Source organism: Leucobacter sp. MMO-125, from assembly GCF_037148395.1.
In the GTDB taxonomy this organism is placed as follows: domain Bacteria; phylum Actinomycetota; class Actinomycetes; order Actinomycetales; family Microbacteriaceae; genus Leucobacter.
In genome coordinates, this window is record NZ_JBBCTL010000002.1 from 563,504 (window position 1) to 587,394 (window position 23,891).

19 protein-coding genes and 1 pseudogene are annotated in these 23,891 nt (G+C 66.5%); 9 read left to right on the forward strand and 11 right to left on the reverse strand.

Going from position 1 to position 23,891, the window contains the following annotated elements:
- Window positions 1–89 precede the first annotated feature (89 nt).
- The 5 genes from WFI54_RS07290 to mobF all read right to left on the reverse strand — a co-directional run bounded on the left by WFI54_RS07290 (window position 90) and on the right by mobF (window position 7,544).
- Window positions 90–293 carry a hypothetical protein gene (locus WFI54_RS07290; protein WP_336652126.1) on the reverse strand — a complete coding sequence of 68 codons (204 nt, stop codon included), beginning with the start codon at window positions 291–293 and terminating at the stop codon, window positions 90–92.
- A gap of 83 nt (window positions 294–376) precedes the next feature.
- Window positions 377–1,552, reverse strand: coding sequence for a tyrosine-type recombinase/integrase (locus WFI54_RS07295; RefSeq protein WP_336652127.1), 1,176 nt, complete (start codon window positions 1,550–1,552; stop codon window positions 377–379).
- Window positions 1,553–1,764: 212 nt separating this feature from the next.
- Window positions 1,765–3,444 carry a hypothetical protein gene (locus tag WFI54_RS07300; protein WP_336652128.1) on the reverse strand — a complete coding sequence of 560 codons (1,680 nt, stop codon included), beginning with the start codon at window positions 3,442–3,444 and terminating at the stop codon, window positions 1,765–1,767.
- A gap of 12 nt (window positions 3,445–3,456) precedes the next feature.
- On the reverse strand, window positions 3,457–3,834 hold the full coding sequence (locus tag WFI54_RS07305) for a hypothetical protein (protein WP_336652129.1): 378 nt from the start codon (window positions 3,832–3,834) through the stop codon (window positions 3,457–3,459).
- A gap of 149 nt (window positions 3,835–3,983) precedes the next feature.
- Window positions 3,984–7,544, reverse strand: coding sequence for a MobF family relaxase (gene mobF / locus WFI54_RS07310; RefSeq protein ID WP_336652130.1), 3,561 nt, complete (start codon window positions 7,542–7,544; stop codon window positions 3,984–3,986).
- Window positions 7,545–7,776: 232 nt separating this feature from the next.
- Here mobF and chrA point away from each other — a divergent pair, with 232 nt between their 5' ends.
- From chrA to WFI54_RS07325, 3 genes are all read left to right on the forward strand, one after another.
- On the forward strand, window positions 7,777–8,991 hold the full coding sequence (gene chrA / locus WFI54_RS07315; RefSeq protein WP_442918647.1) for a chromate efflux transporter: 1,215 nt from the start codon (window positions 7,777–7,779) through the stop codon (window positions 8,989–8,991).
- An 83-nt stretch (window positions 8,992–9,074) separates the two neighbouring features.
- On the forward strand, window positions 9,075–11,018 hold the full coding sequence (locus WFI54_RS07320) for a heavy metal translocating P-type ATPase (RefSeq protein ID WP_336652131.1): 1,944 nt from the start codon (window positions 9,075–9,077) through the stop codon (window positions 11,016–11,018).
- Window positions 11,019–11,021: 3 nt separating this feature from the next.
- Window positions 11,022–11,750 (forward strand): VIT1/CCC1 transporter family protein, encoded by a 729-nt coding sequence (locus tag WFI54_RS07325; protein ID WP_336652132.1) that lies wholly within the window; start codon window positions 11,022–11,024, stop codon window positions 11,748–11,750.
- Between the two features lie 136 nt (window positions 11,751–11,886).
- Here the strand turns inward: WFI54_RS07325 and WFI54_RS07330 are convergent, their stop codons facing one another.
- Window positions 11,887–12,327 carry a hypothetical protein gene (locus tag WFI54_RS07330; protein WP_336652133.1) on the reverse strand — a complete coding sequence of 147 codons (441 nt, stop codon included), beginning with the start codon at window positions 12,325–12,327 and terminating at the stop codon, window positions 11,887–11,889.
- Between the two features lie 324 nt (window positions 12,328–12,651).
- On the opposite strand from WFI54_RS07330, the gene WFI54_RS07335 reads away from it, so the two are divergent.
- The gene (locus WFI54_RS07335) at window positions 12,652–13,743 is read left to right on the forward strand and encodes a DNA cytosine methyltransferase (protein WP_336652134.1); all 1,092 of its coding nucleotides are present in this window, start codon (window positions 12,652–12,654) and stop codon (window positions 13,741–13,743) included.
- Between the two features lie 154 nt (window positions 13,744–13,897).
- On the opposite strand, the gene WFI54_RS07340 is transcribed toward WFI54_RS07335, so the two are convergent.
- From WFI54_RS07340 to WFI54_RS07360, 5 genes and pseudogenes are all read right to left on the reverse strand, one after another.
- Complete coding sequence (locus WFI54_RS07340) at window positions 13,898–14,146, reverse strand: hypothetical protein (RefSeq protein WP_336652135.1); 249 nt, start codon at window positions 14,144–14,146, stop codon at window positions 13,898–13,900.
- Window positions 14,147–14,177: 31 nt separating this feature from the next.
- Window positions 14,178–15,683 carry a multicopper oxidase family protein gene (locus tag WFI54_RS07345; RefSeq protein WP_336652136.1) on the reverse strand — a complete coding sequence of 502 codons (1,506 nt, stop codon included), beginning with the start codon at window positions 15,681–15,683 and terminating at the stop codon, window positions 14,178–14,180.
- Between the two features lie 47 nt (window positions 15,684–15,730).
- The gene (locus WFI54_RS07350; protein WP_336652137.1) at window positions 15,731–16,492 is read right to left on the reverse strand and encodes a M23 family metallopeptidase; all 762 of its coding nucleotides are present in this window, start codon (window positions 16,490–16,492) and stop codon (window positions 15,731–15,733) included.
- 437 nt (window positions 16,493–16,929) lie between these two features.
- The gene (locus WFI54_RS07355; RefSeq protein ID WP_336652138.1) at window positions 16,930–17,388 is read right to left on the reverse strand and encodes a DUF6153 family protein; all 459 of its coding nucleotides are present in this window, start codon (window positions 17,386–17,388) and stop codon (window positions 16,930–16,932) included.
- Between the two features lie 112 nt (window positions 17,389–17,500).
- Window positions 17,501–17,842: pseudogene (locus WFI54_RS07360) on the reverse strand (metal ABC transporter permease); the annotation flags it as partial.
- A 151-nt stretch (window positions 17,843–17,993) separates the two neighbouring features.
- On the opposite strand from WFI54_RS07360, the gene WFI54_RS07365 reads away from it, so the two are divergent.
- The 5 genes from WFI54_RS07365 (at window position 17,994) to WFI54_RS07385 (ending at window position 23,785) form a co-directional block, all read left to right on the forward strand.
- Window positions 17,994–18,497: a hypothetical protein gene (locus tag WFI54_RS07365; protein ID WP_336652139.1), complete on the forward strand. Its 504-nt coding sequence runs from the start codon at window positions 17,994–17,996 to the stop codon at window positions 18,495–18,497.
- Window positions 18,498–18,593: 96 nt separating this feature from the next.
- Complete coding sequence (locus WFI54_RS07370) at window positions 18,594–19,211, forward strand: DUF305 domain-containing protein (protein ID WP_336652140.1); 618 nt, start codon at window positions 18,594–18,596, stop codon at window positions 19,209–19,211.
- A gap of 166 nt (window positions 19,212–19,377) precedes the next feature.
- Window positions 19,378–20,247, forward strand: a complete 870-nt coding sequence (locus WFI54_RS07375; protein WP_336652141.1) for a F510_1955 family glycosylhydrolase — start codon at window positions 19,378–19,380, stop codon at window positions 20,245–20,247.
- A 32-nt stretch (window positions 20,248–20,279) separates the two neighbouring features.
- Window positions 20,280–22,751, forward strand: coding sequence for a heavy metal translocating P-type ATPase (locus WFI54_RS07380; protein WP_336652142.1), 2,472 nt, complete (start codon window positions 20,280–20,282; stop codon window positions 22,749–22,751).
- Between the two features lie 218 nt (window positions 22,752–22,969).
- The gene (locus tag WFI54_RS07385) at window positions 22,970–23,785 is read left to right on the forward strand and encodes a helix-turn-helix transcriptional regulator (protein ID WP_336652143.1); all 816 of its coding nucleotides are present in this window, start codon (window positions 22,970–22,972) and stop codon (window positions 23,783–23,785) included.
- Window positions 23,786–23,891 lie beyond the last annotated feature (106 nt).

Consider the following 23,891-nt stretch of genomic DNA (forward strand, 5'->3'; position numbering starts at 1 on the left):
AATCCTCTCATGCGGAACGGGTGCGATGCGGAAGGGCGCACGACATCTCATGTACTTGAAAGACTGTCGTAGACCACTGACATTGGTGTTCAGCGTTTGTCTTCGAACGGGTCGACCACGCTATTTACCCCGTGCTGAGGGCACACGAACATGATCCGAATCCCATGTCCTTCCGCACCGCTTTGTTCGGGCTCGCAGTCGCCGCCGCATACCGTGCAGGTACGGTAGCCGATGTCCGCGTCCCACACGCGGATTTCGAGATCCTCGGGGATCTCCACGCCGTCGTGTCCCATGCTTCGACTCTATGCGAAGTGCCCCCCAAAACGAGGGAGGCCGGGTTGTCTCTGGCGAGGGCAGGTATCTTTCTGCGGCACCGCTATCTACCGAAGCGCTGCTCGAGCAGGGCTGCCGTGGCGGGATCCACGAGATCGTCGCGCACGATGTAGTGCTGCTGAGTGATCCTCGGATCGGTGTGCCCGAGAAGGCCCGCAGCGAGGTCGAGCCCTCCGGCCTCGTAAATCGTCGTCGCGCCCGTCCTGCGGAAGCGGTGCGGGGTGACTCCTTCGAGCCCTGCCTGATCCATGATGGAGCGGAGCTGCCGACGCACGTTGTTCGTGGTCAGCGGGTCTCCGTTCCGGTTGCAGAACAACAGCGCGTCAGGGTCGATCGATAGTCGTCTCCTCATCCGTTCCCGGATCGCCTTGGCCGCGAACTGCGGCAGCACGATCCTTCTCACTGAGCGTGAGGTCTTTGGATGGTTCTGCCGGTGAGTGGGCTCGCCCTTTCGGCTGATGATCGTGCCGCAGATCCTCACCGTTGGGTACGCGCCGCGGAGATCGAGATCGCGAAGGCGGATTGCAAGCACTTCCCCGATCCGGACCGAGGTGCCCAGCAGCACTTCGACGATCTGGCCGAGCTGCCCGTCAGGTCCCGGCCCGGCCTTGATCGGCCGCTCCTCCCACGCTTGAATCGCATCCCTGATCAGCGACACCTCGGAATCCTCGAAGGCGTCTGGTGTCCTGGCGGGGCGGCGCAGGCGGGAGATATGGTCGATCGGGTTCCTGGGGATGATCTCGTGCCGGACCGCAAGGGTCAGCGCGAGTCGCAGCACGACTCGTGCCTGCCGGGCTCGGCTATAGCTCTGCCTCGCGAGCTGCTTGATGAAGTAGTCGCAGCGGGCGACGCCGATCTCCCTGAGCGTGAGTTCGGCGAACGCGGGCGCGACGAGAGTGAGCATGTTCCGTTCGTAGAGCAGCCGGGTCGTGCGGGAGAGCCGGTCCTCGATCTCCATGTCCTCAAGCCAGGAGTCGATCAGCGCGGAGAACCGGCTGTCTGCGCTGAGCTCGATGAAGCTGGGATGGAACAGGGAACGTTCAGAGAGCTTCCGCTTGAGTGCGAGCTCGGCCGCGGCCGCGGTCGGCCTTGTGCATTGCACGACGCGGAGCACGCCGTCCCAGTCTCGGTAGCGGGCGCGCGCTTCGCAGCGTCCTTTGCCTAAACGCCGGTAGCTGATCTTCCCGAAGGTGCCGATGGGAGTGCGGGGCCTAGCCAAGTCGAACTCCCGTCTGACTCGCTGAGCACGTCAGTTCGGGAGGGGAAGAGCATGTGCAGGATCGATTTGCGTTCATCCTGCTAGCCTGCCCGCCCCGACCTGTTCAATAGGGCGTCACAAGGAAGAGCCTCCGATGTTGCTAGGTCTTGCGAGCAGATGCAGCTGAGTAGCCGGAGTTCAATTCCTCCTTGTCGGCTCAGGGCGCTGAGGCCTCACAAGGTTTCCAGCTCTTGAGCGAGGAGAGTCAGAAGAAGGTCTCCTGGCCGGTCGTTGCCAGGTAGAGGTTCGTTGAGGTAGCGGGTTGTCTCGATCAATGCGGCGCTTGCCGCGTTCTCACCGATCCGGGAGACCAGCCGGTCGAAGCTCGCACCGAGTTGCCGCGCAAGTTCTGGCTGGCGGTCGTGTGCGCATCCAGGCGCGCAGGGCTCGAAGGAACGGCTTTCTATTTCTACCAGTGCTCGCCGGAACCTGTCACCGCTCCACGTCCCGGTTGAAGCGAGGAGGGCGTCTCTCGCTGCATCGCCATCTGGGATGCCTGCGCGGCAGAGCTCCCTCGCGCGCTGGTCACTGGGCTCCGGGAGCGTGTCGCGGATCTGCACGAGTGTGGAGGTCAGCGGGTCTGCGTGCATCACTTCGTAGTAGAGCGTGCGTGTGACCGCGGAGAGCTGGAGCCGAGTGTCCGCCCGGAACGAGTCAAGGAGCTGGTATTCAGGTGCAATGAACTCCTGGATTTTCTCTTCCAGCCGGTTCACCGTGTAGTCCGTGATCCGTTGTCGTGGCATATATGGTTTCGAGGCTTTCAGGTTGGTCGCTCCGCTGGTGACCGTCCAGATAGCGCGCATCAGATGCCCGAGCGAAAGCCGGTAGGCGGCGAAGGTGAGAAGCTCGAGTACACGCGGGCGGAGATCGTCAGAGATCTCAGGGAGCCGGTACTCGTCTTTGAGCTTGAAATTGAGATAGCGCAGGCCCTCACCGGCAATGAGATCGGCTGCAGTTTCCAACATGGTCTCTTGCTCGGACGCCGAAATCGCCGCAGGCTGGAGGGAACCTGCAATGTCCTCCCTTGCGTCTGCCCAGTTCTCGGGGCCCGGTTCTCCAAGTCCCAGATGCATGCGAATGCGGAGTGGATAGTAGCTGCCCCAGGTCGGTGCATCGTGCGCTTCCGCGGGAGTCCATTCAAAGGCTCTCGTCGGAGTGGAGGGGTGGATGACCAGCAGCTTGCCGTTTGCCTCGTGGATCAGATCCGAGGCGAACTGCGGAGAGGGAGCGAACACCAGATCCTGATGCGCCAGAGGTTCGACGATGCCCGCCTCTGCGGCATAGTCCATTAAGGCGAGGGTAGTGAGCCGGGTGGGGAAGCTCACCGATTGCGGGTGAGGAAGCTGCGGACGGAGGTCGAGCGGATACTGAGCCGCGAGGGCTTCCCGTCGTTCCTTTTCGACTTGGTCCAGTAGCCGTTGCTGGGCTGCCCGTGCTTCTTCCTCTGCTTTCGCCGCGGCCTGTTTTGCGACGGCTTTCTGCTGTTGGAGCTGACGCAGTTCCTCTGAGGGAGGACCGCCGGTGAGCATCACATTCTCTAAATAGTTTGGTGTGCAGGCGCAGCAGCGGGTGTCGACGTCGAGCCGGCCAGTTTCGTATGCGGTGCGGGAGCTCAGCGTCAGAGGCCCACCGCACTCTGCGCAGGTCTTTCCGGGGAGCAATGCGACAGCACCGGCGCCGGCGACATGATGGACGGCTCCTCTCCACCCGGTAACTGGCACGGATTTCGCGGGTCTGGACCAGGCAACCTTGCCATAGGCGTTGATGCCTGCATGCTCCCAGTAGAGGTGGGCGATCTCCCACAGTTCGTCTGGCGCGCCGTCGCGCCGGCTCAGTTCGAGTTCAGGCTCCATCTCTTCATTCTCCTACTTCCAGAGAGCCTGCCCGGGCTTCACCGCATGATGAGTGTCAGCGGGCCTTCGAGCTTTTCGCCGGGCTGCGGCCTCTCGTATCCGCGCTTTCGCGAGGATGATCAGGCTGGCCGGTCCCATCGCCAGGAAGACGAGGCCCACGACGAGGCACCAGAGCATCGGGATGCTGAGCCACGGTTCACCGCCACCCTCGATGAGTTCCTTGAAGATATTCACCACGAGGAAGTATTGAGCCGCGAGGAGCATGGCGGGCACGCCCCACTTGTGGCTGTCGCGGCGGTGGATGATCCGCATGATGAGCCGGAGGCTGGGCAGGTACCGGGCCAGGAAGCCGAAAGTGTTGATCACTCCCGCGATGATGCCGCTGAACATGATGGGTTCCTCTCGTTAGCGCAGAGCTATTCAGAAGCGGCGCTAGGAGAGTTGCCCGAAGGCCTGCCCGGAAGGCGGAAATGTTGATCACAGGGGTGACCGCTCTGCTTCTACTGTACGTCGGAGCGGCGCGAACGGGAACCCTCGCGTCAGAGAGTGCGTCCTCGTTCCCTCGCGGACGCTCGCCCACCCGCCTGCGGCCGAGCATGCTCGGCAGTTAGTGCACGGGCGCGCTGGAGTGCTTGCGCAGCGCGGGCGTGGTCGATCTTCTGCGCGACTCCATCCGGCACCGGCCCGAGCGCGTCGGCGCTGGTAATCCTGTAGCGGTCACGGTAGGCGGCGACCGTGCGGGCATACCGATTCCAGGCTTCCTGCTTCCGCGGTTCGCCAGGGCGAGCCCCGAGCGCCTGAGCCCACGCAGCGCCATCGGCGATCGCTTGCTCGGCGAGAGTGGCGGCGCGTTGCCCGATGAGCTGGTGCCGCTCCGCGAGCGCCCGCTTCATATCGGGGTCAGTGATCCCGGCCGCGACGGGGATGAGTCCGGCGATGAGTCGCGGTGCCCGGCGGGTGCGCCCCGCGCTCGCGGGCTGGGCGGTGGCGTTGGCGACGCGCCAGTGCAGCACGGAGGCAATGTCGTCGGCGTCATCGAAGCCGCGCGCGGCGACCAGGCGGGGCATGAGCTGGCCGACGTCGTGATGGTTCGCCTCGGCCCGGCGCAGCTCAGCGGCGAGTGCCCCGAACGCTTCCGACGCGAGCGCGGCCTCTGCATGCGTGTCGGTGAGGCCGGATTCGCGGATGAGGGTGGCCCAGCGGTCGTGCTGGGCTTCGGTGGCGATCGTCTCGTACTCGGCGGCGAGCTGCAGGATCGACCCCCAACGTTCCTGCTCCGCCTGGATCGTCTCGTGCACGGAGAGCTCCGCCCCGGAATGATGCAGCACCCCGGTGAGCACCCGCCGGGCTGCCTCTTCCACGTCTTCGACCTCGTGCGGGTGCGCGCGCGCATCGTCCGTGGTGTCGGTCGCGACGTAGGCGAGGTTCGCGTCCTTGCCGCGGGTCAAGGCGACGTACAGGTTCTCGCGCGTCATCGACGGATCGACCAGCACATGCGAGGTGTCCACCGTCACACCTTGCGCCCGGTATGCGGTGACGGCGTAGCCGAGGTCGAGGTGCTGGGCGACGTAGTCGGCGGGGAGCACTATCGACTCGCCCCGATCACGGCCGGCGGGGCGCACGGTCACTGAGCCGTCGCGGCGTATCTTCGTGATCGTCCACCGGTTCCCGTTCTGTACCCACGAGAACCGGGTGCGCAGCGTCCGCTCGTTCTTCCGAGTGATCACCGTGTCACCAACCGCGGCACGGGCGCCGCCGTCCAGGGTGACCTCACCCTTGAGTGGGTTCACGACATCGGCGAGGATGAGCTCGGTGCGGGCGCGCAGGTTCAGCGCCGCGACCGCGTCGCCGGAGTCGGAGACGAGGATCGACGCGATCCCGGCTTCGCGGTCTGCCCGCCATGCTTCGTAGGCGCGGGCGGTCATGTCGTCGGTGGTGCCGCCGATGATCCGGTCGGCGTCCTCGTAGACTCCGATCACGTCGGGTTCCCCGAGGCGGAGCCTGAGCGATGCTTTCTTCTCCCACTCGTGTGTGAAGCGGTGGATCGTGGAGAGCTCGGGGGTGTCGTGGCGGTCGCCGGCGAGGAGCCCGAACGCGCCGGCCGCTGCCGGGGATTGGAGCTGCCCGTAGTCGCCGACGAGCAGAATCTTCGCGCCGGCTTTCGCTGCGGCTCCGGTGATGCGGTCGAGTGCGAGGGTGCCGGCGAGGCTTGCCTCGTCCACGATCACGAGCTGACCGGCCTGGAAGGTTCGGCCGGTCATGATGTGCAGCGTCCACCAGCGTGCGGTGTTCTCGGTCTTGATCCCGAGATCCCCGGCGAGCACTTCGGCAGCGACTGCCGACGGGGCCAGCCCGACGACAGACCCGGCACCGTATTGCTGTTCCCATGCGGTGCGGAGCGCGAGCATCGCGGTCGTCTTCCCGGTACCGGCCGGGCCGACGAGGAGATCAAGCTGACGGCCGGAGACCGCGATCCGGGTGAGCGCGTCGGCCTGGTCGGGGCCGAGCATCCGCCCTTCCCGATCCGGGCGCCTCGTGACTTTCTCGATGAGGGCGAGCGGAAGCTCGGGGCCGGTCAGGGTGCGGGAGCGTTCGAGGAGCCGCTTCTCCGCATCGAGCAGCGTCTCGGAGGAATACAGGATGCCGTGTCGGGGCCGGAAGGTGCTCGACCCATCCGGCCGCTGAAACCTGGACGGCGTGGACGCGAGTTCCGGCGGCGTGAGGCGCAGCGAGGCGCGCTCGGCGGCATCGACGACCATGCCGGTGACGGCCTCCCGATCCCGTGCGGCCGCGAAGCGGTACTGCATGGTCTGCCGTGCGGCCTCGGCGGTCAGGTTCCAGCGGTGCCAGGTCGACCGCTTCTCACCCACGGCCTCCATCACGGCACGGCCGATCTTCTCGATCTCGTCTAAAGGAAGGTCATCGGCACGCAGCACCCATACGGGTGCTGCCGGGATCGCCTCACGCGCCCATTCCGATGCCTCCCGCCCCAGCCGCGTCGTGGCGCGCTTGCGCCATTCGGTGGTGAGATCGGCGAGGGATCGCACTTGCTTCTCGGGCCGGGTGGTCAGGGTGGCTTGGGCGCGGAGCTTGATGATCGTCGCCGCCGAAGGTTGCCGGCCGTGCTTCTCGACGTACTCGGCGATGAGGCGGTCTTTCTCGGCGTCGATCTGGCGGGCGCGGGTGGAGAACTCGAGCACGAGCTCTTCCGGCACCGTCCTGATCGCCCAGGCGGGGTTGCGGTCGCGGCCGCGATCCCGCGCCTCCCATTCCACGCCGAGCAGCCGGGTGAGGTGGTCGGCGATGATCGCCTCGTGCAGTTCGGAGAGCGCGACGGTCGCGGCGTGCATCGGCCGCCCGTCGAGTGATCGCCACCGCCCGTCGAGCGTGGTCTTCACTTTGTTTGACACGACGACATGCGTGTGAAGGTGCGGATCACTGCTGCGGGAGTCGTAGTGGTCGTAGGCGGTCGCAGCGAGCCCGAAAGTATCGACCTGCGCGACCGCGCCACCGTCGGCGCCGGTCATGCCGATGCGGGTCGCGGTGACTTCTCGTTCCATGAAGTCGATCACCTCGGCGATCGCCGCGTGATGCGCTTCGGCGATGAGCGCCTGGGTGCCGGCATCCGCGACCGCCCACAGCACCGACGCCGACTTCGGCAGTGAGAACGTGTAGTCGTATCCGGCGACGGCCTTCCTCGCGCCGCGTGCGTATTCTTCGGCCTCGATCTCCGCGATCACTTCCGCACGCGACGCCGGACCGAGGTCCGGGTCCAGGGCTTCGACCCGTTCGGCGATGCGCTCGGCCGGGGTCTTGTACACCGGGTAGGCGCGGCCGAGCGGGTCGCCTGTCACCGGGTCGCAGCCCATCCCGATGAGGAGCTGGAGCTGCTGCTCGGATACTTCCTCGCCGGGAGTGATGCGGCCTTCACCGAGTTGAGTGAGGCCGGAGCCGAGCCAGCGGCCGGGAGGGTTCCCTGCTTCGGCATAGTAGCGAGTCAGCGGCGTCGACAGGCTCCGGTCGCCGTCGCCCGCGACGACCGAGCGCAGGAGGTACTTGTAGCCGTCGCCGGCGCTCATCACCCGCATCGAGACAGTCATGCCAATAAGGTGAACCCGACGCCGTCAGCGTCTCCGAAGACATGTCATCAGTCCCAGTGTCTTCGTCGCTTGCCTCGTGTGCGTAATAAGGGCGATGCCAGAGATTCGACGCTTTGTGGATTTGGAGCATTCGACAGACTTTGAGTGTCTGACGGAAAGAAAGTGAACTTTCGGTAGCGGTGGTGAAGTCGTGGCCCATGGTGCACGAGCCATGCGTCATGCTGGGAGGGAAATGTCATCGCTCGAGCATCGGCCCCCATTGCCCTCAGGGTCATCCCTCGGTGTGTTCTTGGTTTTTCTACGCCTGGGGCTGACATCGTTCGGTGGCCCCGTGGCGCACCTCGGGTACTTTCGTACCGAGTTCGTGGAACGGCGCAAGTGGCTTAGCGATCGTGCCTATGCGGACCTTGTCGCGCTGTGCCAGTTCCTGCCCGGCCCGGCGTCGAGCCAGGTCGGTATGGCTATCGGGCTGCAGCGTGCCGGAGTGCTTGGAATGGCAGCGGCCTGGGCGGGTTTCACCTTGCCCTCTGCCGTGCTGCTGCTCGCGTTCTCGGTCGGGGTCTCTGCGCTCGGCGACCTGTCTCAGGCCGGGTGGGTGCTCGGATTGAAGGCTGCTGCGGTCGCGGTCGTCGCCCATGCGGTGCTAGGCATGGCGAAGTCTTTGACGCCTGACGCCCGCCGCGCGACGATCGCCGTCGCCGTGATGGCTTCCGTCGTGCTCGTTCCCGGCTCCCTGACCATGCTCGGCGCCCTGTTCATGGCGGGCATCTTGGGGCTGCTCTTCTGCCGCCCTCAGCACGACCCCGCAGAAAGCGAAGACACCTTTCCAGTGCGGATACGACCTGCCGTGGCAGGGATCAGCCTGGCCGTGTTTGGGCTGTTACTGGGAGGCCTGCCGATCCTCACCATGCTCACCGGGAATGCGACGGTGGGCCTATTCGATATCTTCTATCGCACAGGGTCGCTCGTGTTCGGTGGCGGTCATGTCGTCCTGCCGCTGCTGGAAGCCGAGATGGTGCAGACGCGGCTTGTGGAGTCCGGCACCTTTCTTGCTGGCTACGGCGCCGCTCAGGCGGTACCGGGGCCGTTGTTCACGTTCGCCGCGTTCCTCGGTGCGGTCACCACGAGCGGCCCAGGCGGGATGGCAGGAGCGTCGATCGCGCTGATCGCGATCTTCTTGCCATCCGCGCTGCTCGTGCTGGGGGTACTGCCGTTCTGGGAGCGACTGCGCCGCATAGTCGGGGTGCGGCGTGCTCTGATGGGCGTGAATGCCGGGGTCGTGGGTTTACTCGCCGCAGCACTTTACGATCCCGTGTTCGTCGAGGGTGTTACGGGTGCCGCTTCGTTCCTCGTGGCGGTGCTCTCCTTCGTGGCACTGGCCTCGTGGAAAGCGCCGGCATGGGCGGTGGTGTTCGCCGCCGCCGCACTAGGTATCGTGCTGCTGTGAACAGGCCAGATTCCAGCTGTCACTGATGTAGGTGAGGCTGGCCTGCGGTGCGGGGGCAGCTCCCGCATGGGAAAATAAGTAGCATGAGCCGATTTCTCGCCGCAGTCAGGGCGTATCCGCTCGTGTTCGCAACCCTGCTGGTCGCGACGGTTGGACTCCTGCTCCTCGCGACGCCCGCGAGCGGCGTGGCACGGTGGATCGTGGGCGGGTACGCGCTCGCGATCGCGGCGTGGGAGGCAGTCGGGATGATCCGGCAGCTCCTACGGAAGCATGCGGGGCTCGACATTCTCGCGGTAACCGCGATCACTGCGGCCGTGCTCGTCGGGGAACCGTGGGCGGCACTCGTGGTGGTGCTGATGCTCACCGGAGGTGCGGCGCTCGAAGACTACGCCGAGCACCGCTCCAAGAGAGAGCTCACCGCGCTGCTGCGCAAGGCCCCGCAGCAGGCCACGAAGATCCTCGACACCGAAACCTCGGCGCACACGGCGGATACCGCCACCGAGGAGGTGCCAGTCGATGCGGTCGCGGTCGGTGACCTGCTGCTCGTGCGCCCGGGCGCACTGGTGCCGGTGGACGCGATCCTCGTCTCCGAGCACGCCGTGTTCGATGAGTCGTCGCTCACGGGCGAGAGCCTGCCGGTCGAACGTCAGGCCGGGGAGAAGGTATCGAGCGGTGCAGTGAACGGGCAGGCCGCGGTGACGATGCGCGCCGCAGCGCCTGCGGCGGAGAGCGAGTACCAGCAGATTGTGCGACTCGTCGAGCAGGCCGCGAGCAGCAAAGCGAAGGTCGTGCGGCTCGCGGATCGCTACGCGGTGCCGTTCACGATCCTCTCCCTGGTCATCGCCGGTGTCGCATGGGCCGTGAGCGGTGACCCGGTCAGGTTCGCCGAGGTGCTGGTGGTCGCGACCCCGTGCCCGCTACTGATCGCGGCCCCTGTCGCGTTCCTCGGCGGAATGAGCCGGGCTGCGCGTTTCGGACTGATCGTGAAGGGCGGCGGCACCCTCGAACAGCTCTCCCGCGCCCGCTCGACCGCATTCGACAAGACCGGCACCATCACCGCCGGGAAACCCGCCCTCGAACGCATCGTGGCTGCGCCGGGGTTCGACGCAGACGAAGTGCTAGGCCTTGCAGCCTCAACCGAGGTCTACTCCTCGCACGTGCTCGCCGGCTCCGTCGTCGGAGCGGCGAAGCGGCGTCAGATTCCGCTCCTCGAAGCATCCGAGGCCGAGGAGTTCGCCACCAACGGTGTCGCCGCAACCCTCCGCACGCCCGAGACACCGAACACTGTGGTCGCGCGGATCGGCAAGCCCTCCTGGGTACGCGAATACGCGCCAATGCTTACCGTGGCTGACCTTGCGCCAGGCGAGCTTGCGATCTACCTTGCGGTGGATGACCGCTTCGCAGGTGCGATCATCATGCGCGATCAGGTCCGCGAGGAGGCAGAGGCCGTCCTCCGTGAGCTCACGGCACTCGGCATCGAGCGCACCCTGATGGTCACCGGAGACGTAACCGCCACCGCTCGGCCGATCGCGGAAACACTCGGAATCAGCGAGGTGCACGCGGAGTGCCGCCCCGCAGACAAGGTGCGCATCGTGAGCGAGGTGCGGCCCCGCCCGCTCATTATGGTTGGCGATGGCCTGAATGACGCACCTGTGCTCGCAGCCGCCGATATCGGATTCGCGATGGGTGCTCGCGGCGCGACCGCTGCGAGCGAATCAGCGGCCGTCGTCAACCGCTACGACACACTCTCCTCGCTGCCGCGCGCGGTGCGGATCGGCCAAGATACCGTGCGGATCGCGCTGCAGAGCATCTGGCTGGGCATCATCATTAGCGTCGCCCTCATGCTCATCGCCGCGTTCGGATTTTTACCGGCGCTCCTGGGCGCGTGGATGCAGGAGCTGGTCGATCTCGTTGCGATCCTCGGTGCGCTTCGCGCGGTTGGGCCACGATCCGAACGCCTCGTGAGCGCCGGGCCACACGAGACCACCGCCCCCGTTCAGGCAGCACACACTCCACAAAGGAACTGATCCATGACTCGTCGCTCATCTGACACGCAGCATCCCGGTGAAGCTCACCTCCAGGACATCGGCCAGCGTCTGAACTGGCTTCGCGCCGGGGTGCTCGGCGCGAACGACGGCATCGTGTCGACGGCGGGCGTCGTGATCGGTGTCGCCGCAGCCACCCCAAACAACGTGCTCGCGATCGCCACTGCCGGTATCGCCGCGATCGTCGCGGGCGCGTTCTCGATGGCGGGCGGAGAGTACGTCTCGGTCAGCACGCAGCGCGACACCGAGCAGGCGCTAATCGCCAAGGAAAAGTGGGAGCTCGAATCGATGCCCGACGAAGAACTCGAAGAGCTCGCTGGCCTCTACCGGCAGCGCGGCCTCTCCGATGAGCTCGCCCATCAGGTCGCCGTCGAACTCACCGCGAATGATGCGCTTGCCGCCCATGCGGAAGTCGAGCTCGGTATCGACCACGAAGAGTTCACCAGCCCCTGGGCGGCCGCGTTGTCGTCGTTCGTTGCGTTCACGGTCGGCGCGCTGATCCCCCTTGTGATGATCCTGCTCCCCCTCGGGGAACACCGGATCTGGGTCGCGGCCGTCGCTGTCGTGATCGGCCTGTTCCTCACGGGATGGATCAGCGCTGCTCTCGGTGGTGCGCCGCGCGGCAGGGCGATCCTGCGCAACGTGATTATGGGCTCGGCCACAATGATCGCAACCTACCTCATCGGGCTGCTCTTCGGCGTCGCGGTCGCGTAGCACTAGTACGAGCCCAGGCAGGCGAAACACTACCGGCAACCCGATTCCCGTTTTCGTTCCTCGTCGCAGCCGCGCAACCGGGGAGGGGGTGCGTCAGGGGTTGCGCTGCGCAACGTCGCGCAACCCCGGCGGTAGATCAGAAGTGCGTCAGCCCGTCGCGCTTGCCCGCCGGGGGTCGCCGCCGCACAGGTGCAGGCAACCGTCTGGCCGGTGTCTGCAACGCTTGGGGTTGCAGCCCCTCGGCGAGCACTCGCTTCACGTCGCTCCACAGGTCTGGGCGGTCGAGGTGCGCATCACGCTCGCAGTCGCGGCGCAGCTCGTTCAGGAAGCCCGCTCGTCGTGCCGGGGTGGACAGTTGCGCGTCGTAGAACCCGTCGAGGTCGTAGTGCGCGATGAACCCGAAATAACCGTGGGTCGAGAGCCCCTGGTAGAGCGATCGGGTGAAGCGTTCGCGCGGGCAGTCCGCCGCGATGAACCGGAGCAGGGAGTTCACGAACCTCGCCTTGCGCTCCGGGGTGCCGGAATCCCACCCCGACGCCTCGAACTGGGCCGGTTGGTACGTCGTTCTCGTACTCATCGGGGTCGTCCTTCCTGAACGCTCGGTCGCGTTCGGAAGGAGGTGCGCGCGGTTGGCTCTGCGTGTACTCGCGGGCTCTGAAACCTCATCTGCAAGACGCGTGGAGGCTCGGGAAGGAGGCGGAGAGGTAGCTGAGGATGCGGTGGCGGTGAGGGCTGCGGTGGCGAGGAGGCCGGGCGCGGGAGCGGGGCTCGGGTCTGCGGGAGAGGTGCCGGGGTGAGTAGGGCACGGGTATGGCAGCGTGCACCTGTGAGGTGATCAGCTCGGCGCGCTGAAACCTCGGTGGAGGGGTGTTGCCGGGACCGCCGACCGGCAGGAGCCCCGATGCCCACACCTCTCGAAACACTCGACCCCTCACCACTCACGGTCGGGTCGCTGTTCTCTGGCTACGGCGGCCTCGACCTCGCCGTCGAGCACGTCTTCGGGGCGCGCACGGTCTGGTTCTCCGAAATCAACGAACCCGTCGCCCGCGTGTTCTCCCATCACTGGCCGGACGCACCCAACCTCGGCGACATCACCATGATCGACTGGCACACGGTCGAGCCGGTGGACATCCTCTGCGGCGGCTTCCCCTGCCAGGACGTGTCAACCGTCGGGAAGATGGCCGGCCTCGCACCGGGAACGCGCTCCGGGCTGTGGGCGAACATGGCCGACGCCATCGACCAGCTCCGCCCCGAATGGGTGGTGATCGAGAATGTGCGCGGCCTGCTCTCAGCGTCTGCGATCCGCGCAACCCCCGACGATGCAACCCTTCAAGGAGACGAACGTGCAACCCCTGACCCCGCAACCCTTCGCCACCTGGAACCCGATCTCTGGGGTCTGGGAAACCAGCCAGCTCGACCTCTCCGGGCGCTCGGCGCCGTACTCGGAGACCTGGCCGACCTCGGGTATGACGCACGATGGATCGGCCTACCCGCTTCCCTCATCGGCGCCCCGCATCCCCGGTTCCGCGTCTTCATCCTCGCCCGTGCCACTCCTCCGCACCCCGCTCGCCTCCGACGCAGCGCGAGGCGGGGAGAACCTGGATCAAGTACGGGTAAGACGGGGAACAATCGCGCTCTCGCACCAAGTGATCGACCTCGCCTTGAACGGACCCGATGGCTCACCGAAATGGAGAGCCGAATCGGAGACCCTGTGGAACCTGATCAACGGCATCTTCACCGCTGGGGAAGATACGCTGCGGCCATCGCACGATGGGAACACATCGCCGGACGAGCTGCGCCCGCACCCGCGCTTCTGAGTGACTCGGCTGGCGCCAGACCAGCGCCAATGTTCCTAGAGTGGCTAATGGGTCTCGAACGCGGCTGGGTTGTTGACCTGATCCACCAGTTGACCCCGAACCAACAAATCACTGCGCTTGGTAACGGTGTCGTTCCACTTCAAGCCTCGATGGCTCTGTCGCTGTTGATGACTTGATGAGGGCGGGTGGCGATGAGTTTCGCTCGGATACGAAATGTCAGCGTCGTTGCGGGGTCTGTAGCAAATCGTAGTGTTTCGAACTATGTGCGCCCGCGGCCTCCAGATTAAGCTTTGACTCATCCCGCACCGCCCAGGTATAGCCCGGATGGAGTCAGGGGGCGGTGCGGCCGGCGAGGATGCCGCCGGCGATGAGGAGCAAAGCGCCCATCGGGTAGCCGGCTGCGAGATCGATCCAACCCTCGGGCTGGGCGGGGCCGAAGGCTTCGAGGTGGGCGAGCCAGTGCACGATGAGGATCGCCGTTCCGAGCACCATGAGCAGTTGGCCCAGTCGCACGAAGCGGCGATGGCGACGGTATGCGGGATCGGGGCCCGGTATGCCAGCAGGCGGGTGAGTCTTCATGAGGGGGTGTGATTTCTCGCTGCGAGTGGGGCTACTGCCGGTAGGCGATGGTCGCCATCATCCCGGCTTCGCCGTGGTAGAGGTTGTGGCAATGAGTGAGCCACTGGCCGGGGTTGTCCGCGTCGAACTCGAGGCGGAGCGTCTGGCCGGGAAGCACGATCGAGGTGTCCTTGCGGGGGCCGCCGTCGGGGTGTTGGTAGGTGTGGCCGTGCAGATGCATGGGATGCCACATCGTGGTCGAGTTCGTGATGGTGAGCGCGACCCGCTCCCCCTCGCTGATCGCGAGGGCGTCGCGGAGGGGGTCGTCCATGTTCATGCGGGAGCCGTTGATCGCCCAGTCGTACTCCTCCATACTGCCCGTGAGCTCGAGGGCAATCGTGCGATCCGCGCGCTTGGAGGCCAGCGCCACGTCATCCGCTGCCGTCAGATCGGCGGCGATCGTGGGGGTGCGGGTCTGCGGGAGAGCGGTGCCTGCCGGGGGCGGGGAACCGGCCCCGGTGGAGAGGATCGCGACGGCCTGGTCGACTTTGCCGAGCGCCTCGGCGATGACGGCGAACACGCCGTCGCCGGCGGTGATGATCGCGTCGTAGCGTTCCCCCATCCCGATCACGACGCTCTCCGCCTCGTGCGGTGCCACGGGGTAGCCGTCCGTGTGGGTGATCGTGAGGAGGTGCCCGGTGACGCCGAACCGGAACGCGGTGTCACCGCCGGCGTTGATGATCCTGAGCCGGATCCGCTCCCCCGGTTTCGCGGTGAAGGTCTCGGGATCGAGCCGGGGGCGCCCGTTGATGAGGTAGAGCGGATAGTAGACGTCTCCCGCGTCGCCGCCGAGGAGGTCGGAGGTGGCACCCATGAGGGTGTTGCCCATCCGCATCGGCATGCCGCCGTGGTCCATCCCGCCCATACCGCCCATGCCGCGGCTGAGCTCCGCGAACACGTCGTCGGGGGTGGCCGTGACGCCGTCGAGCCAGTCGTCGAGCACGATCACCCATTCCCGGTCGTAGTCGGCCCGCTCACGGGGGTCGTCGATGATGAGCGGCGCGTACAAGCCCCGGTCGAGCTGCGTGCCCACATGCGGGTGGAACCAGTAGGTGCCCGCGTGCGGCAGCGCGAACTCATAGGTGAACGTGTCGCCGGCGTCGATCGCGGACTGCGTCAGCCCCGGCACCCCGTCCATATCGTTGCGCAGAGCGAGGCCGTGCCAGTGCACGGTGGTCGCATCGGGCAGGTCGTTGGTGAGCGTCACGCGGAGCAGGTCGCCGACATTGCCGCGGATCGGCTCCGCGGCTGAGGCGCCCCGGTACCCCCAGGTCTTGACGGTCTGCCCGGCGAGATCCAGCGTGACGGGCTCTGCGGTGAGCGCGCGTTCGATCGTCGCCCCGGTGGTCAGGCGGCCCGCCTCGGCCGCATCGACCGCGTCCGCCGTGGGCGAGAGGAACGCGGAGCCCTGCCGGGGAGTGCAGGCGGCCAGGCCCACGGCGGCGAGGGTCAACGTGCTGGCGGCGAGGAACTGGCGGCGATTCAGGGAGACGGTCATCCGAGGCCTTTCCGGGGTCGACGAGGTGCGGGGGTACGGGGCGGGGGTCATTGCGCGTTCGCTTCGATGAAGGGAAGCGGGTCGATGGGCTCACCGTTCAGGCGCAGTGCGAGGTGCAGGTGCGCGCCGAAGGACAGGCCGGTGTTGCCCACCCGTCCCGCCTCGTCGCCACTGCGCACCCGGTCGCCGACCTGGTAGGCGTGAGACTCGCCTTCCATATGGCAGTACCTGCTGGTGAGGTCTTGCCCGTCCACGAGGTGCTGCACCTTGAGCGAGAAGCCGCAGCCGTCGTTCGCCCAGCCCGCTTCCACGACCACCCCGTCACCGATGATACGAATCGGCGTGCCGTTGGCGGCGGCGATGTCCTGGGCATCGTGGAACTGCTCCACAGGGACGGTGCGGTAGCCGAAGCCGTCGGTGAGGGGCATGGTCTGGTCGAAGGGGTAGCGCAGTTTCGTATCGGTCAGCCGTGAGGGATCGACGAGGCCCTGCTCGGCGTTCACGCGCTGCGGCGCGACGGGGGCGGCCTGCACTTCGACCGCGCCGATCGCGTCCAGGCCCGCGGCCTCGAATGCGGCAGGGCCGCTCACGAGCTGCTGCGCGGGGAGCTCTGCGGCCGCGGCCCCCGGCACCGGGGCGAACGGGGTGGGGAAGACAACGGGGCTCATCAGGCCGGCCACGCTGAGCGCCGCAGTCGCGGTGGCGATGAAGCTGCGCCGTGCCCGTCGGTGGCGCGCGCCGCCGCCAGTGCCGCCCGAGAGGAAGTCGAATGACGGCATGGGGGTGAGATAGACCTGCTGGGTGTTCATGCGAAGATCCCCCCGATGACGTAGTAGTTGCCGATCGCGACCGGGATGCTCAGGACGAGGGTGCTGGGGATGAAGACGGCTGGGTTCTTGAACGGGTTTCGACGTGAATGCATAACTGTTCCATGGGTCGGTGGCCAGGGGATACGAAAGGTCCGAGGCTGCGGCACGCAGCACCGCAGTTGCTCGGAGGACACGAGCGACATGCACGCGCACCGGCGGGGTGGGCCTGTGATCGAGTTGCCCATGCCGGCCGGATGGCCTTGGACGCCGTACTGTCGCGACACGAGCGAAGCACGCTCAGCGTGCAGGTCCTCGGTCAGGGTCGGCGTCGGGCAGCTTGACCGCCAGGACGAGTTCGGGCGTCAGTCGATCTGCCGCATCGCTCGCCGCGGCTGACTGCCGGGGTACGTGTGCAAGCTCGTGCCGGGGGCCTGGTTTCAGGTGCGGCTGATCGACAGCGCGAATAGCGACGGCGGACGGGCCACCGGCGGTGCGGGCCGTGCGCGGGTCAGCCAGCCGGCGGACTGCGCGGCGGCGCGGGAGAGGCGGAATAAGGCGGGCCGGAGCAGGAAGAGTAGCCCGGTCAACAGGGCCAGCATGCACAGCATGAGCATGCCTAGGTGCCCGTGACCGGGGGCCGTGCCGTGCGCGCAGCTCGCGTCGCAGTCGACCGCTGCCCCGCTCACCGGGCCGGCGAGGGCACCCGCCTCTACCGCGTGCGCGGTATCGTCGGCGGTTACCGTGCTCGCAGGCACGGGCGCGTCGTGCGCGGTCGTGCTACCAGACAGGGAGTGCATCGCGACCAGGCCAAAGACGAGCATCAGCACGATCGCGAACACCGTTCCGGCGCTCTGGAAAAGGGAACGCGTGGCTGCACGGTTCAGCAAATCTCGCACACCAGCCCCCTTTCGTTATGGTTTCGTTACCATACCATGTACTCCTGAGCCGCCGCCAGACTCACCCCGTCACCTCGTCGCGGCGACTCGGCCGCCCCTCTCCGCGCGGTTCCTACGCGGCGGCGGACACCGCCCTCGAGCGGCATGCGCGCGCAGAGAGACGGCAGGCGAGGTAGATGAGGAATGAGATCGTGGTGAAGTACGGGCTGATCGGGAAGGCACTGCCCAGGGCCAGGAGGATGCCGCCCACGCTCGCGGTTACCGCGAATACGATGCTGAGCAGGGGTACGACGACCGGGGAGGCTGACACGCGCAGCGCCGCCGCCGGGGTGACGAGGAGGGAAAGCACGAGCAGGGCGCCGATAATCTGGATCACGACGGCGACGGCGAGGCCGAGCAGCAGCATGAAGACGATGGATAGGGTGCAGGTGTGTACGACGCGGCCGGCGGCGACGGCTGCGAATCAACCGATCCGCCGGCTGTCGCACGGTTCGACCCGGCCGTGGTTCTCAGCGAGGAACGCCGGAAATGCTTTAGCGTAGAACGCAGGACATGCCTGATCTGCGGATCCAGCGCGGCACGGGGATGGAGAAGAGGAGACAACGATGCAGACCGGACGTGGAGTGCCGCGCGGCGACGCGCCACGCCGCCGTCTGCTTATCTTCGGCCTGCTCGCCTTGGTGCTGGTGGGGCTGCTCGGCATGCATGTGCTGAACTTCTCTTCCGGGCACGGCGGCCACGACACGAGATCCCCGGCCGCGCTCATGGCGAGTGACCACGAGGCCATCGGTGCTGGCATGATCGGCGGCGAGCTGCCGGCTGCCGATTCGGACAGGCATGCTACGGGTGCTACTGCCGCGCCGCTGGCACCGGCTGGAGACGCCCACTGTCCTGGCTCGTGCGAGGATCCGGCCCCCAGCCACGTCATGTTGATGGTGGGGTGCGTGCTCGCGCTGCTGGCGGGCTTCATACTGCTGCTCATACCGCTCATGCTGGGATATTCCTGGCACTCTCTCGTCCTCGCGATCCGCTCTTTGCCGCTTGCGGGCGGCGTTTTGCCGCGCCCCCGTCCGCCGTCTCTCATCATCCTCTCAATCAGTCGCACCTGATTTGCGCTCGCTCCGGCCACGATTGCCGGAGCGTGGCTGCGCTCTGCCTGGGGCGCGAATCTCCCAATGTTGACTGAACCGAAAGGACGCACACTGATGCGTATTCGCACACTGGCGCTGGCTTCAGCCGCGCTGTCCACCGCCCTCCTGCTGACCGGCTGCTCCCCGAGCGGAACGTCGGGCGGGATGGCCGGCATGGATCACGGATCCAGCTCGTCGTCGACTCCCGCCGAGTCCGACGCGGAGTTCAATGCCGCCGACCAGACGTTCGTGACGATGATGATCCCGCACCACCAACAGGCCATCGAGATGGCCGACATGCTGCTCGCCAAGGACGGCATCGACGAGCGAGTGATCGAGCTCGCCCAGCAGATCAAGGATGCCCAGGGCCCCGAGATCGAGACCATGCAGGACTGGCTCGAGGACTGGGGCATCTCCGCCGATGACTCGTCGATGGGCGGCATGGAGGGAATGGATCATGGCGGCGGCATGATGTCCGACGACAGCATGACCGCGCTGGAATCGGCCACGGGCGTCGAGGCGACCCGGCTGTTCCTGCAAGGCATGATCGAGCACCACAACGGCGCGATCATGATGGCCGAGATGGAGCTGTCCAACGGGCAGAACCCGGATGTGCTGGAACTGGCGCAGCAGGTCATCGACGGCCAGAAGGCCGAGGTCACCACGATGCAAGAGATTCTGGACAGCCTCTAGCCATCCTCGATAGGAGCGGGCGTGGGAGCCCGACCACCGTTGGTGCGGGCTCCCCACCGTCCTGCCGCTGCTCTTGACACCGGTTCTCCGCGTTTCGCGGCCGGCTTCCTTCACCTACCCATCGGCCAAATCTGTCATCGTCCTGCTCTCCCGAAAGGCCACTCTGATGTTCACTTCTCGCCTTCGTTCCTCACCTCGCCGCGCGCTCGTCGCGCTCGCTGCCGCCGTGGCTGCTGTCACAGTGCTGGCTGGCTGTGGTGCCTCCTCCACGCCGCCCCCAGCGGCGCAGACTCCGGTCGAGTTCGGGCACATTCATGCTGTGGTGCCCGAGGCCGGTACCACGATCCTCGTCGGCACCCATATGGGCCTGTACCGAGTTGATGCCGAAGGCTCCGTCCAAGGTCCGTTGGGTGGCTACGACTTCGACGTGATGGGCCTGACCCTCACGGACGGCGCTCTGATCGCCTCCGGGCATCCCGGCATGAACACGCCTTCGGAATTGGGGTCACCGAATCTCGGCATCATCCGCAGCGAGGACGCCGGGCAGAACTGGGAGCCGGTCGCGTTCACGAGCGAGGAGGACTTCCACGTCCTGACCGCCGGCCCCGATGGGCAGGTGTATGGGATCGGGTCGAGCAGTCCCGCGCTACAGATCAGCGGCGACGCCGGAAACACCTGGACGGCTGGCAGCGAGATAACCGCCGCTGATCTTGCGGTCACCGCAGACAGCACGGTCTATGCGGCCACCCCAAGCGGGCTGTTCGCCAGCCAGGACAACGCTGCTGCCTTCGGACTGGTCGCTGATGCACCCACGCTGTACCTGCTCGAAGCGGCCGGCGACCAGCTAGTCGGTGTCGATACCGATGGGCAGCTCTGGCGACGCAGCGGCCAGGCGGCGTGGACGCCGATCGGAACCGCGGAAGGCACCGTCGCAGCTCTCGGTCTTGCCCCGTCAGGTGTCGTCTATCTCGTGGACGACCGCGGCATCGTCGCCCTCGACGGCGACCAGGCCACCACCATCCTGCCCGCCCTGTAGGGCTGGGCTGAACACCAGTCATAGGAAACGCCATGAACAAGAAGATGAACACCGTCGTCCTACAGGTGGCAGGTCTGCATTGGGCCTCCTCCTCACAGCTCGCCGAGAAGACCCTGGGGCGACAGCCCGGAGTGGCCGCCGTCGAGATGAACCCGGTCGCGCAGACCGCGAATGTCACCTACGACCCCGAGCTGACATCTGTCCAGCAGCTCCGCGCCTGGATCACCGAGTGCGGATTCCACTGTGCCGGACAGTCCGTGCCGCAGCACGTCTGCCACCCCAGTGACGAGCCGCACGCCTCGCGCTCGACGGCCCCTCCCTCCCCCCACGGCAGCGCGCCGCAACATCACCACCACGGAGCAACCGGCGACACGGGGCACGATCACTCCGCCCATGCCGGCCACGACATGGCGCTGGCCTCGCCGGAGCCGGCTCACGCGCATGGCGACTCGGCACCGGCGACCGCGCAGGATGTGATGGGGCACGGCGGCCACCACGGCGGCATGTCGATGGACGCGATGATCCGAGACATGCGCAACCGTTTCCTGGTCGCGCTGATCCTGTCCATCCCGATCACCTTGTGGTCTCCGATCGGCCGGGAGGTCATCGGCTTCACCGTCCCGGCACCGTTCGGGCTCCGCGACGACGTGTTCTCCCTGATCCTGTCGCTGCCGGTCATCTTCTACGCGGCCTGGATCTTCTTCGACGGCGCCTACCGGGCGCTGCGCGCGAAGACGCTGGACATGATGGTGCTGGTCGCGGTCGGTGTCGGCGCGGGCTGGCTCTACAGCCTCGCCATCACCCTGACCGGCGGCGGCGAGGTGTTCTACGAAGCCGCCAGCGTGCTCGCCACCTTCGTACTTCTCGGCCACTGGGTCGAGATGCGCGCCCGCGGCGGCGCGAACGACGCCATCCGCCGACTGCTGGAACTCGCCCCGGCCCGCGCGGTCGTGATCCGCGACGGCAACGAGGTCGAAATCCCCACCGCCGAGGTCGTTCCCGGTGATCTGCTGCTCGTGCGGCCAGGCGCGAAGGTCCCGACCGATGGGGAGGTCGTGGACGGCACGTCGGAGGTCGATGAGTCGATGGTCACCGGCGAGTCGATGCCGATCGAGAAGACGCCCGGCTCGGCGGTGATCGGTGCGACGGTGAACACGGTCGGCACGCTTCGCGTGAGGGCGACGAAGGTCGGTGCCGATACTGCGCTGGCGCAGATCGTGAAACTGGTGCAGGAGGCGCAGAACTCCAAGGCTCCCGGTCAGCGGCTCGCGGACCGGGCCGCGTTCTGGCTGGTCCTGGTCGCCCTGATCGGCGGCACTCTCACATTCCTGGTTTGGTTCCTCGCCGGAGCGGAGGTACCGATGGCGATCCTGTTCGCGATCACCGTGGTCGTCATCACCTGCCCCGACGCACTCGGCCTCGCCACTCCGACCGCGATCATGGTCGGCACCGGATTGGGCGCGAAACGCGGGGTGCTGTTCAAGAACGCCACCGGCATCGAGACCGCCGCCCGGATCGACACCGTGGTGTTCGACAAGACCGGCACGCTCACCAAGGGCGAGCCCGAAGTCACCGACTATCTCGCGGTCGGCACCGACGACCTGGACCTGCTGTCGTTCGTCGTGGCCGCCGAGCGAGAATCGGAGCACCCGCTGGCGAAGGCAATCGTCGCCTACGCCGACGCCCGCGACATCCCACGCCGCGTTACGACCGCGTTCCGCAACATCACCGGGCAGGGCGCGGTCGCGACCGTCGACGGACATCGGGTCGTGCTCGGCAACACCCGGCTGATGGCCCAGGAGCGAATCGACACCAGCCAGATCGACGCCGCACGGGAAACCCTCGCGGCAAGCGGGCGCACCGCGATCATGTTCGCCATCGACGGCGACATCGGCGGAGTGATCGCACTGGCCGACGCACCCCGCGAGACCGCGAAAGCCGCGATCGACGCCCTCCACGAAGCCGGTATCGAGGCCGTCATGCTGACCGGCGACAACCAGCCCACCGCGCAACGCATCGCCTCGCTGCTGGGCATCGACACCGTGATCGCCGACGTGCTGCCCGAAGACAAATCCGCCAAGATCGCCGAACTGCAGACAGCTGGGAAGAAGGTCGCGATGGTCGGCGATGGCGTCAACGACGCCCCCGCTCTCGCCCAGGCCGACCTCGGCATCGCGATCGGCGCCGGCACCGACGTCGCGATCGAAACCGCCGACGTCGTTCTCATGCGCTCCGACCCACTCGACGTGCCCGTCGCGCTGCGGATCGGCAAGGGCACCCTGCGCAAGATGCGGCAGAACCTCGGCTGGGCCATCGGCTACAACGCCATCGCGCTGCCCATCGCCGCCGGTGTGTTCTACCCGAGGTTCGGGATCATGCTCACCCCGGAAATCGCGGCGATCAGCATGTCCGGCTCCAGCGTCATCGTCGCAGTCAACGCCCTGCTCCTCAAACGACTCCGACTGCCGGATCAAGTGCGGTCTCAAGACGAGATGGCCGGATGATCGTGATGAGAACCGTGACCGGCTACCGGATCTGACCTGCGTCAGCGGCATCGTCGGCGCTGGCGACAGTCATCACGAGTTGGTCTTGAAGACGCTATGGCACGGTCAGAGTGAACGGATTAGTCCCCGCGGGGGAGATAACACCGTATGCGCCTTTGCTGGCCCGTACCCGAACGATTCACCGGTCAGTTGACCCGGTCAGGTACGACTGTGTCACGGTGATCGTTGTGCGCGATGGATCGGCGACCGTGTTCAGCGAGTTCGGACAGCAGCCAGTCAAGGTCGGTGATGTGATCCTCCTCGGTGCGAACGTCCTATGCGGTTCTCAGCCCGAGAAGCACGTCACCGTCTCGACTGTCTACCTCGACACCGACTACGTGCTTGATCAGGTGCGTTGGCAATACTCCGGCTTCATTCGGGATCGCCTCGATGCGCAGAGTTTCGCAGACAACATCTATACCGAGCCGGCGCAGGTTCTAAGCTTGGGTGAAGCTCGCGCAGGAACGCTAATGCCCTGGCTGGATGAACTGGTCGAGTTGAGCATCGACGGGGGTTTCGCCCGGCACTTCTTCCGGATGCAGGCACTCTGGTTCTCAATCGCGCATGTGGTTTGCCCGCTCATCAAGGTTTCGCCGGTACGGCTCTCGGAGACGCAGCGGGCGCACACTCGAGCTACGTTGCCACGGGATCGCAGGTTCGCGCCGTTACGAGTCGAGGTGCGCAAGGCCGCGGAGTTGTTGCGCAACAAACCCGAACAGCGTTGGACGCTGGGCGAGCTCGCCGCCGAGGCGCATCTTTCATCGTCTCGGCTCAGCAGTGTGTTCGTGGATGCCTACGGTAAGACACCGCTGGCGTACCTCACGATGATTCGTGCGGAACTCCTGGCCAAGTACCTGCGAGAGACCGACCTTTCTGTGACGGCGGCAATGCACCGGGTGGGGTGGCATAGCCGCGGACATGGCACCGAGCTCTTCCGCCAGTACGTCGGCCTCACCCCGGGCAGCTATCGCCAGATGCGACGAAGCGCCGAGTAGCGAGAGTTGTTCCCGATCTGGCCGACCTGGTTCCGGTTATCTGGATCATCGACCCTTTGGTCCTCAACGGGTGTGCTGATCGTGTAATCCGGTAGAGACTCGCCGG

What these genes read in the sequence shown, in the direction of transcription:
- chrA (WP_442918647.1), top strand. Translation starts at nt 7,777, where the DNA reads ATGTCATCGCTCGAGCATCGGCCCCCATTGCCCTCAGGGTCATCCCTC.
- WFI54_RS07305 (WP_336652129.1), bottom strand. Translation starts at nt 3,834, where the DNA reads ATGTTCAGCGGCATCATCGCGGGAGTGATCAACACTTTCGGCTTCCTG.
- WFI54_RS07325 (WP_336652132.1), top strand. Translation starts at nt 11,022, where the DNA reads ATGACTCGTCGCTCATCTGACACGCAGCATCCCGGTGAAGCTCACCTC.
- WFI54_RS07380 (WP_336652142.1), top strand. Translation starts at nt 20,280, where the DNA reads ATGAACAAGAAGATGAACACCGTCGTCCTACAGGTGGCAGGTCTGCAT.
- WFI54_RS07365 (WP_336652139.1), top strand. Translation starts at nt 17,994, where the DNA reads ATGCAGACCGGACGTGGAGTGCCGCGCGGCGACGCGCCACGCCGCCGT.
- WFI54_RS07375 (WP_336652141.1), top strand. Translation starts at nt 19,378, where the DNA reads ATGTTCACTTCTCGCCTTCGTTCCTCACCTCGCCGCGCGCTCGTCGCG.
- WFI54_RS07330 (WP_336652133.1), bottom strand. Translation starts at nt 12,327, where the DNA reads ATGAGTACGAGAACGACGTACCAACCGGCCCAGTTCGAGGCGTCGGGG.
- WFI54_RS07340 (WP_336652135.1), bottom strand. Translation starts at nt 14,146, where the DNA reads ATGAAGACTCACCCGCCTGCTGGCATACCGGGCCCCGATCCCGCATAC.
- WFI54_RS07350 (WP_336652137.1), bottom strand. Translation starts at nt 16,492, where the DNA reads ATGAACACCCAGCAGGTCTATCTCACCCCCATGCCGTCATTCGACTTC.
- WFI54_RS07370 (WP_336652140.1), top strand. Translation starts at nt 18,594, where the DNA reads ATGCGTATTCGCACACTGGCGCTGGCTTCAGCCGCGCTGTCCACCGCC.
- WFI54_RS07335 (WP_336652134.1), top strand. Translation starts at nt 12,652, where the DNA reads ATGCCCACACCTCTCGAAACACTCGACCCCTCACCACTCACGGTCGGG.
- mobF (WP_336652130.1), bottom strand. Translation starts at nt 7,544, where the DNA reads ATGACTGTCTCGATGCGGGTGATGAGCGCCGGCGACGGCTACAAGTAC.
- WFI54_RS07320 (WP_336652131.1), top strand. Translation starts at nt 9,075, where the DNA reads ATGAGCCGATTTCTCGCCGCAGTCAGGGCGTATCCGCTCGTGTTCGCA.
- WFI54_RS07290 (WP_336652126.1), bottom strand. Translation starts at nt 293, where the DNA reads ATGGGACACGACGGCGTGGAGATCCCCGAGGATCTCGAAATCCGCGTG.
- WFI54_RS07300 (WP_336652128.1), bottom strand. Translation starts at nt 3,444, where the DNA reads ATGGAGCCTGAACTCGAACTGAGCCGGCGCGACGGCGCGCCAGACGAA.
- WFI54_RS07345 (WP_336652136.1), bottom strand. Translation starts at nt 15,683, where the DNA reads ATGACCGTCTCCCTGAATCGCCGCCAGTTCCTCGCCGCCAGCACGTTG.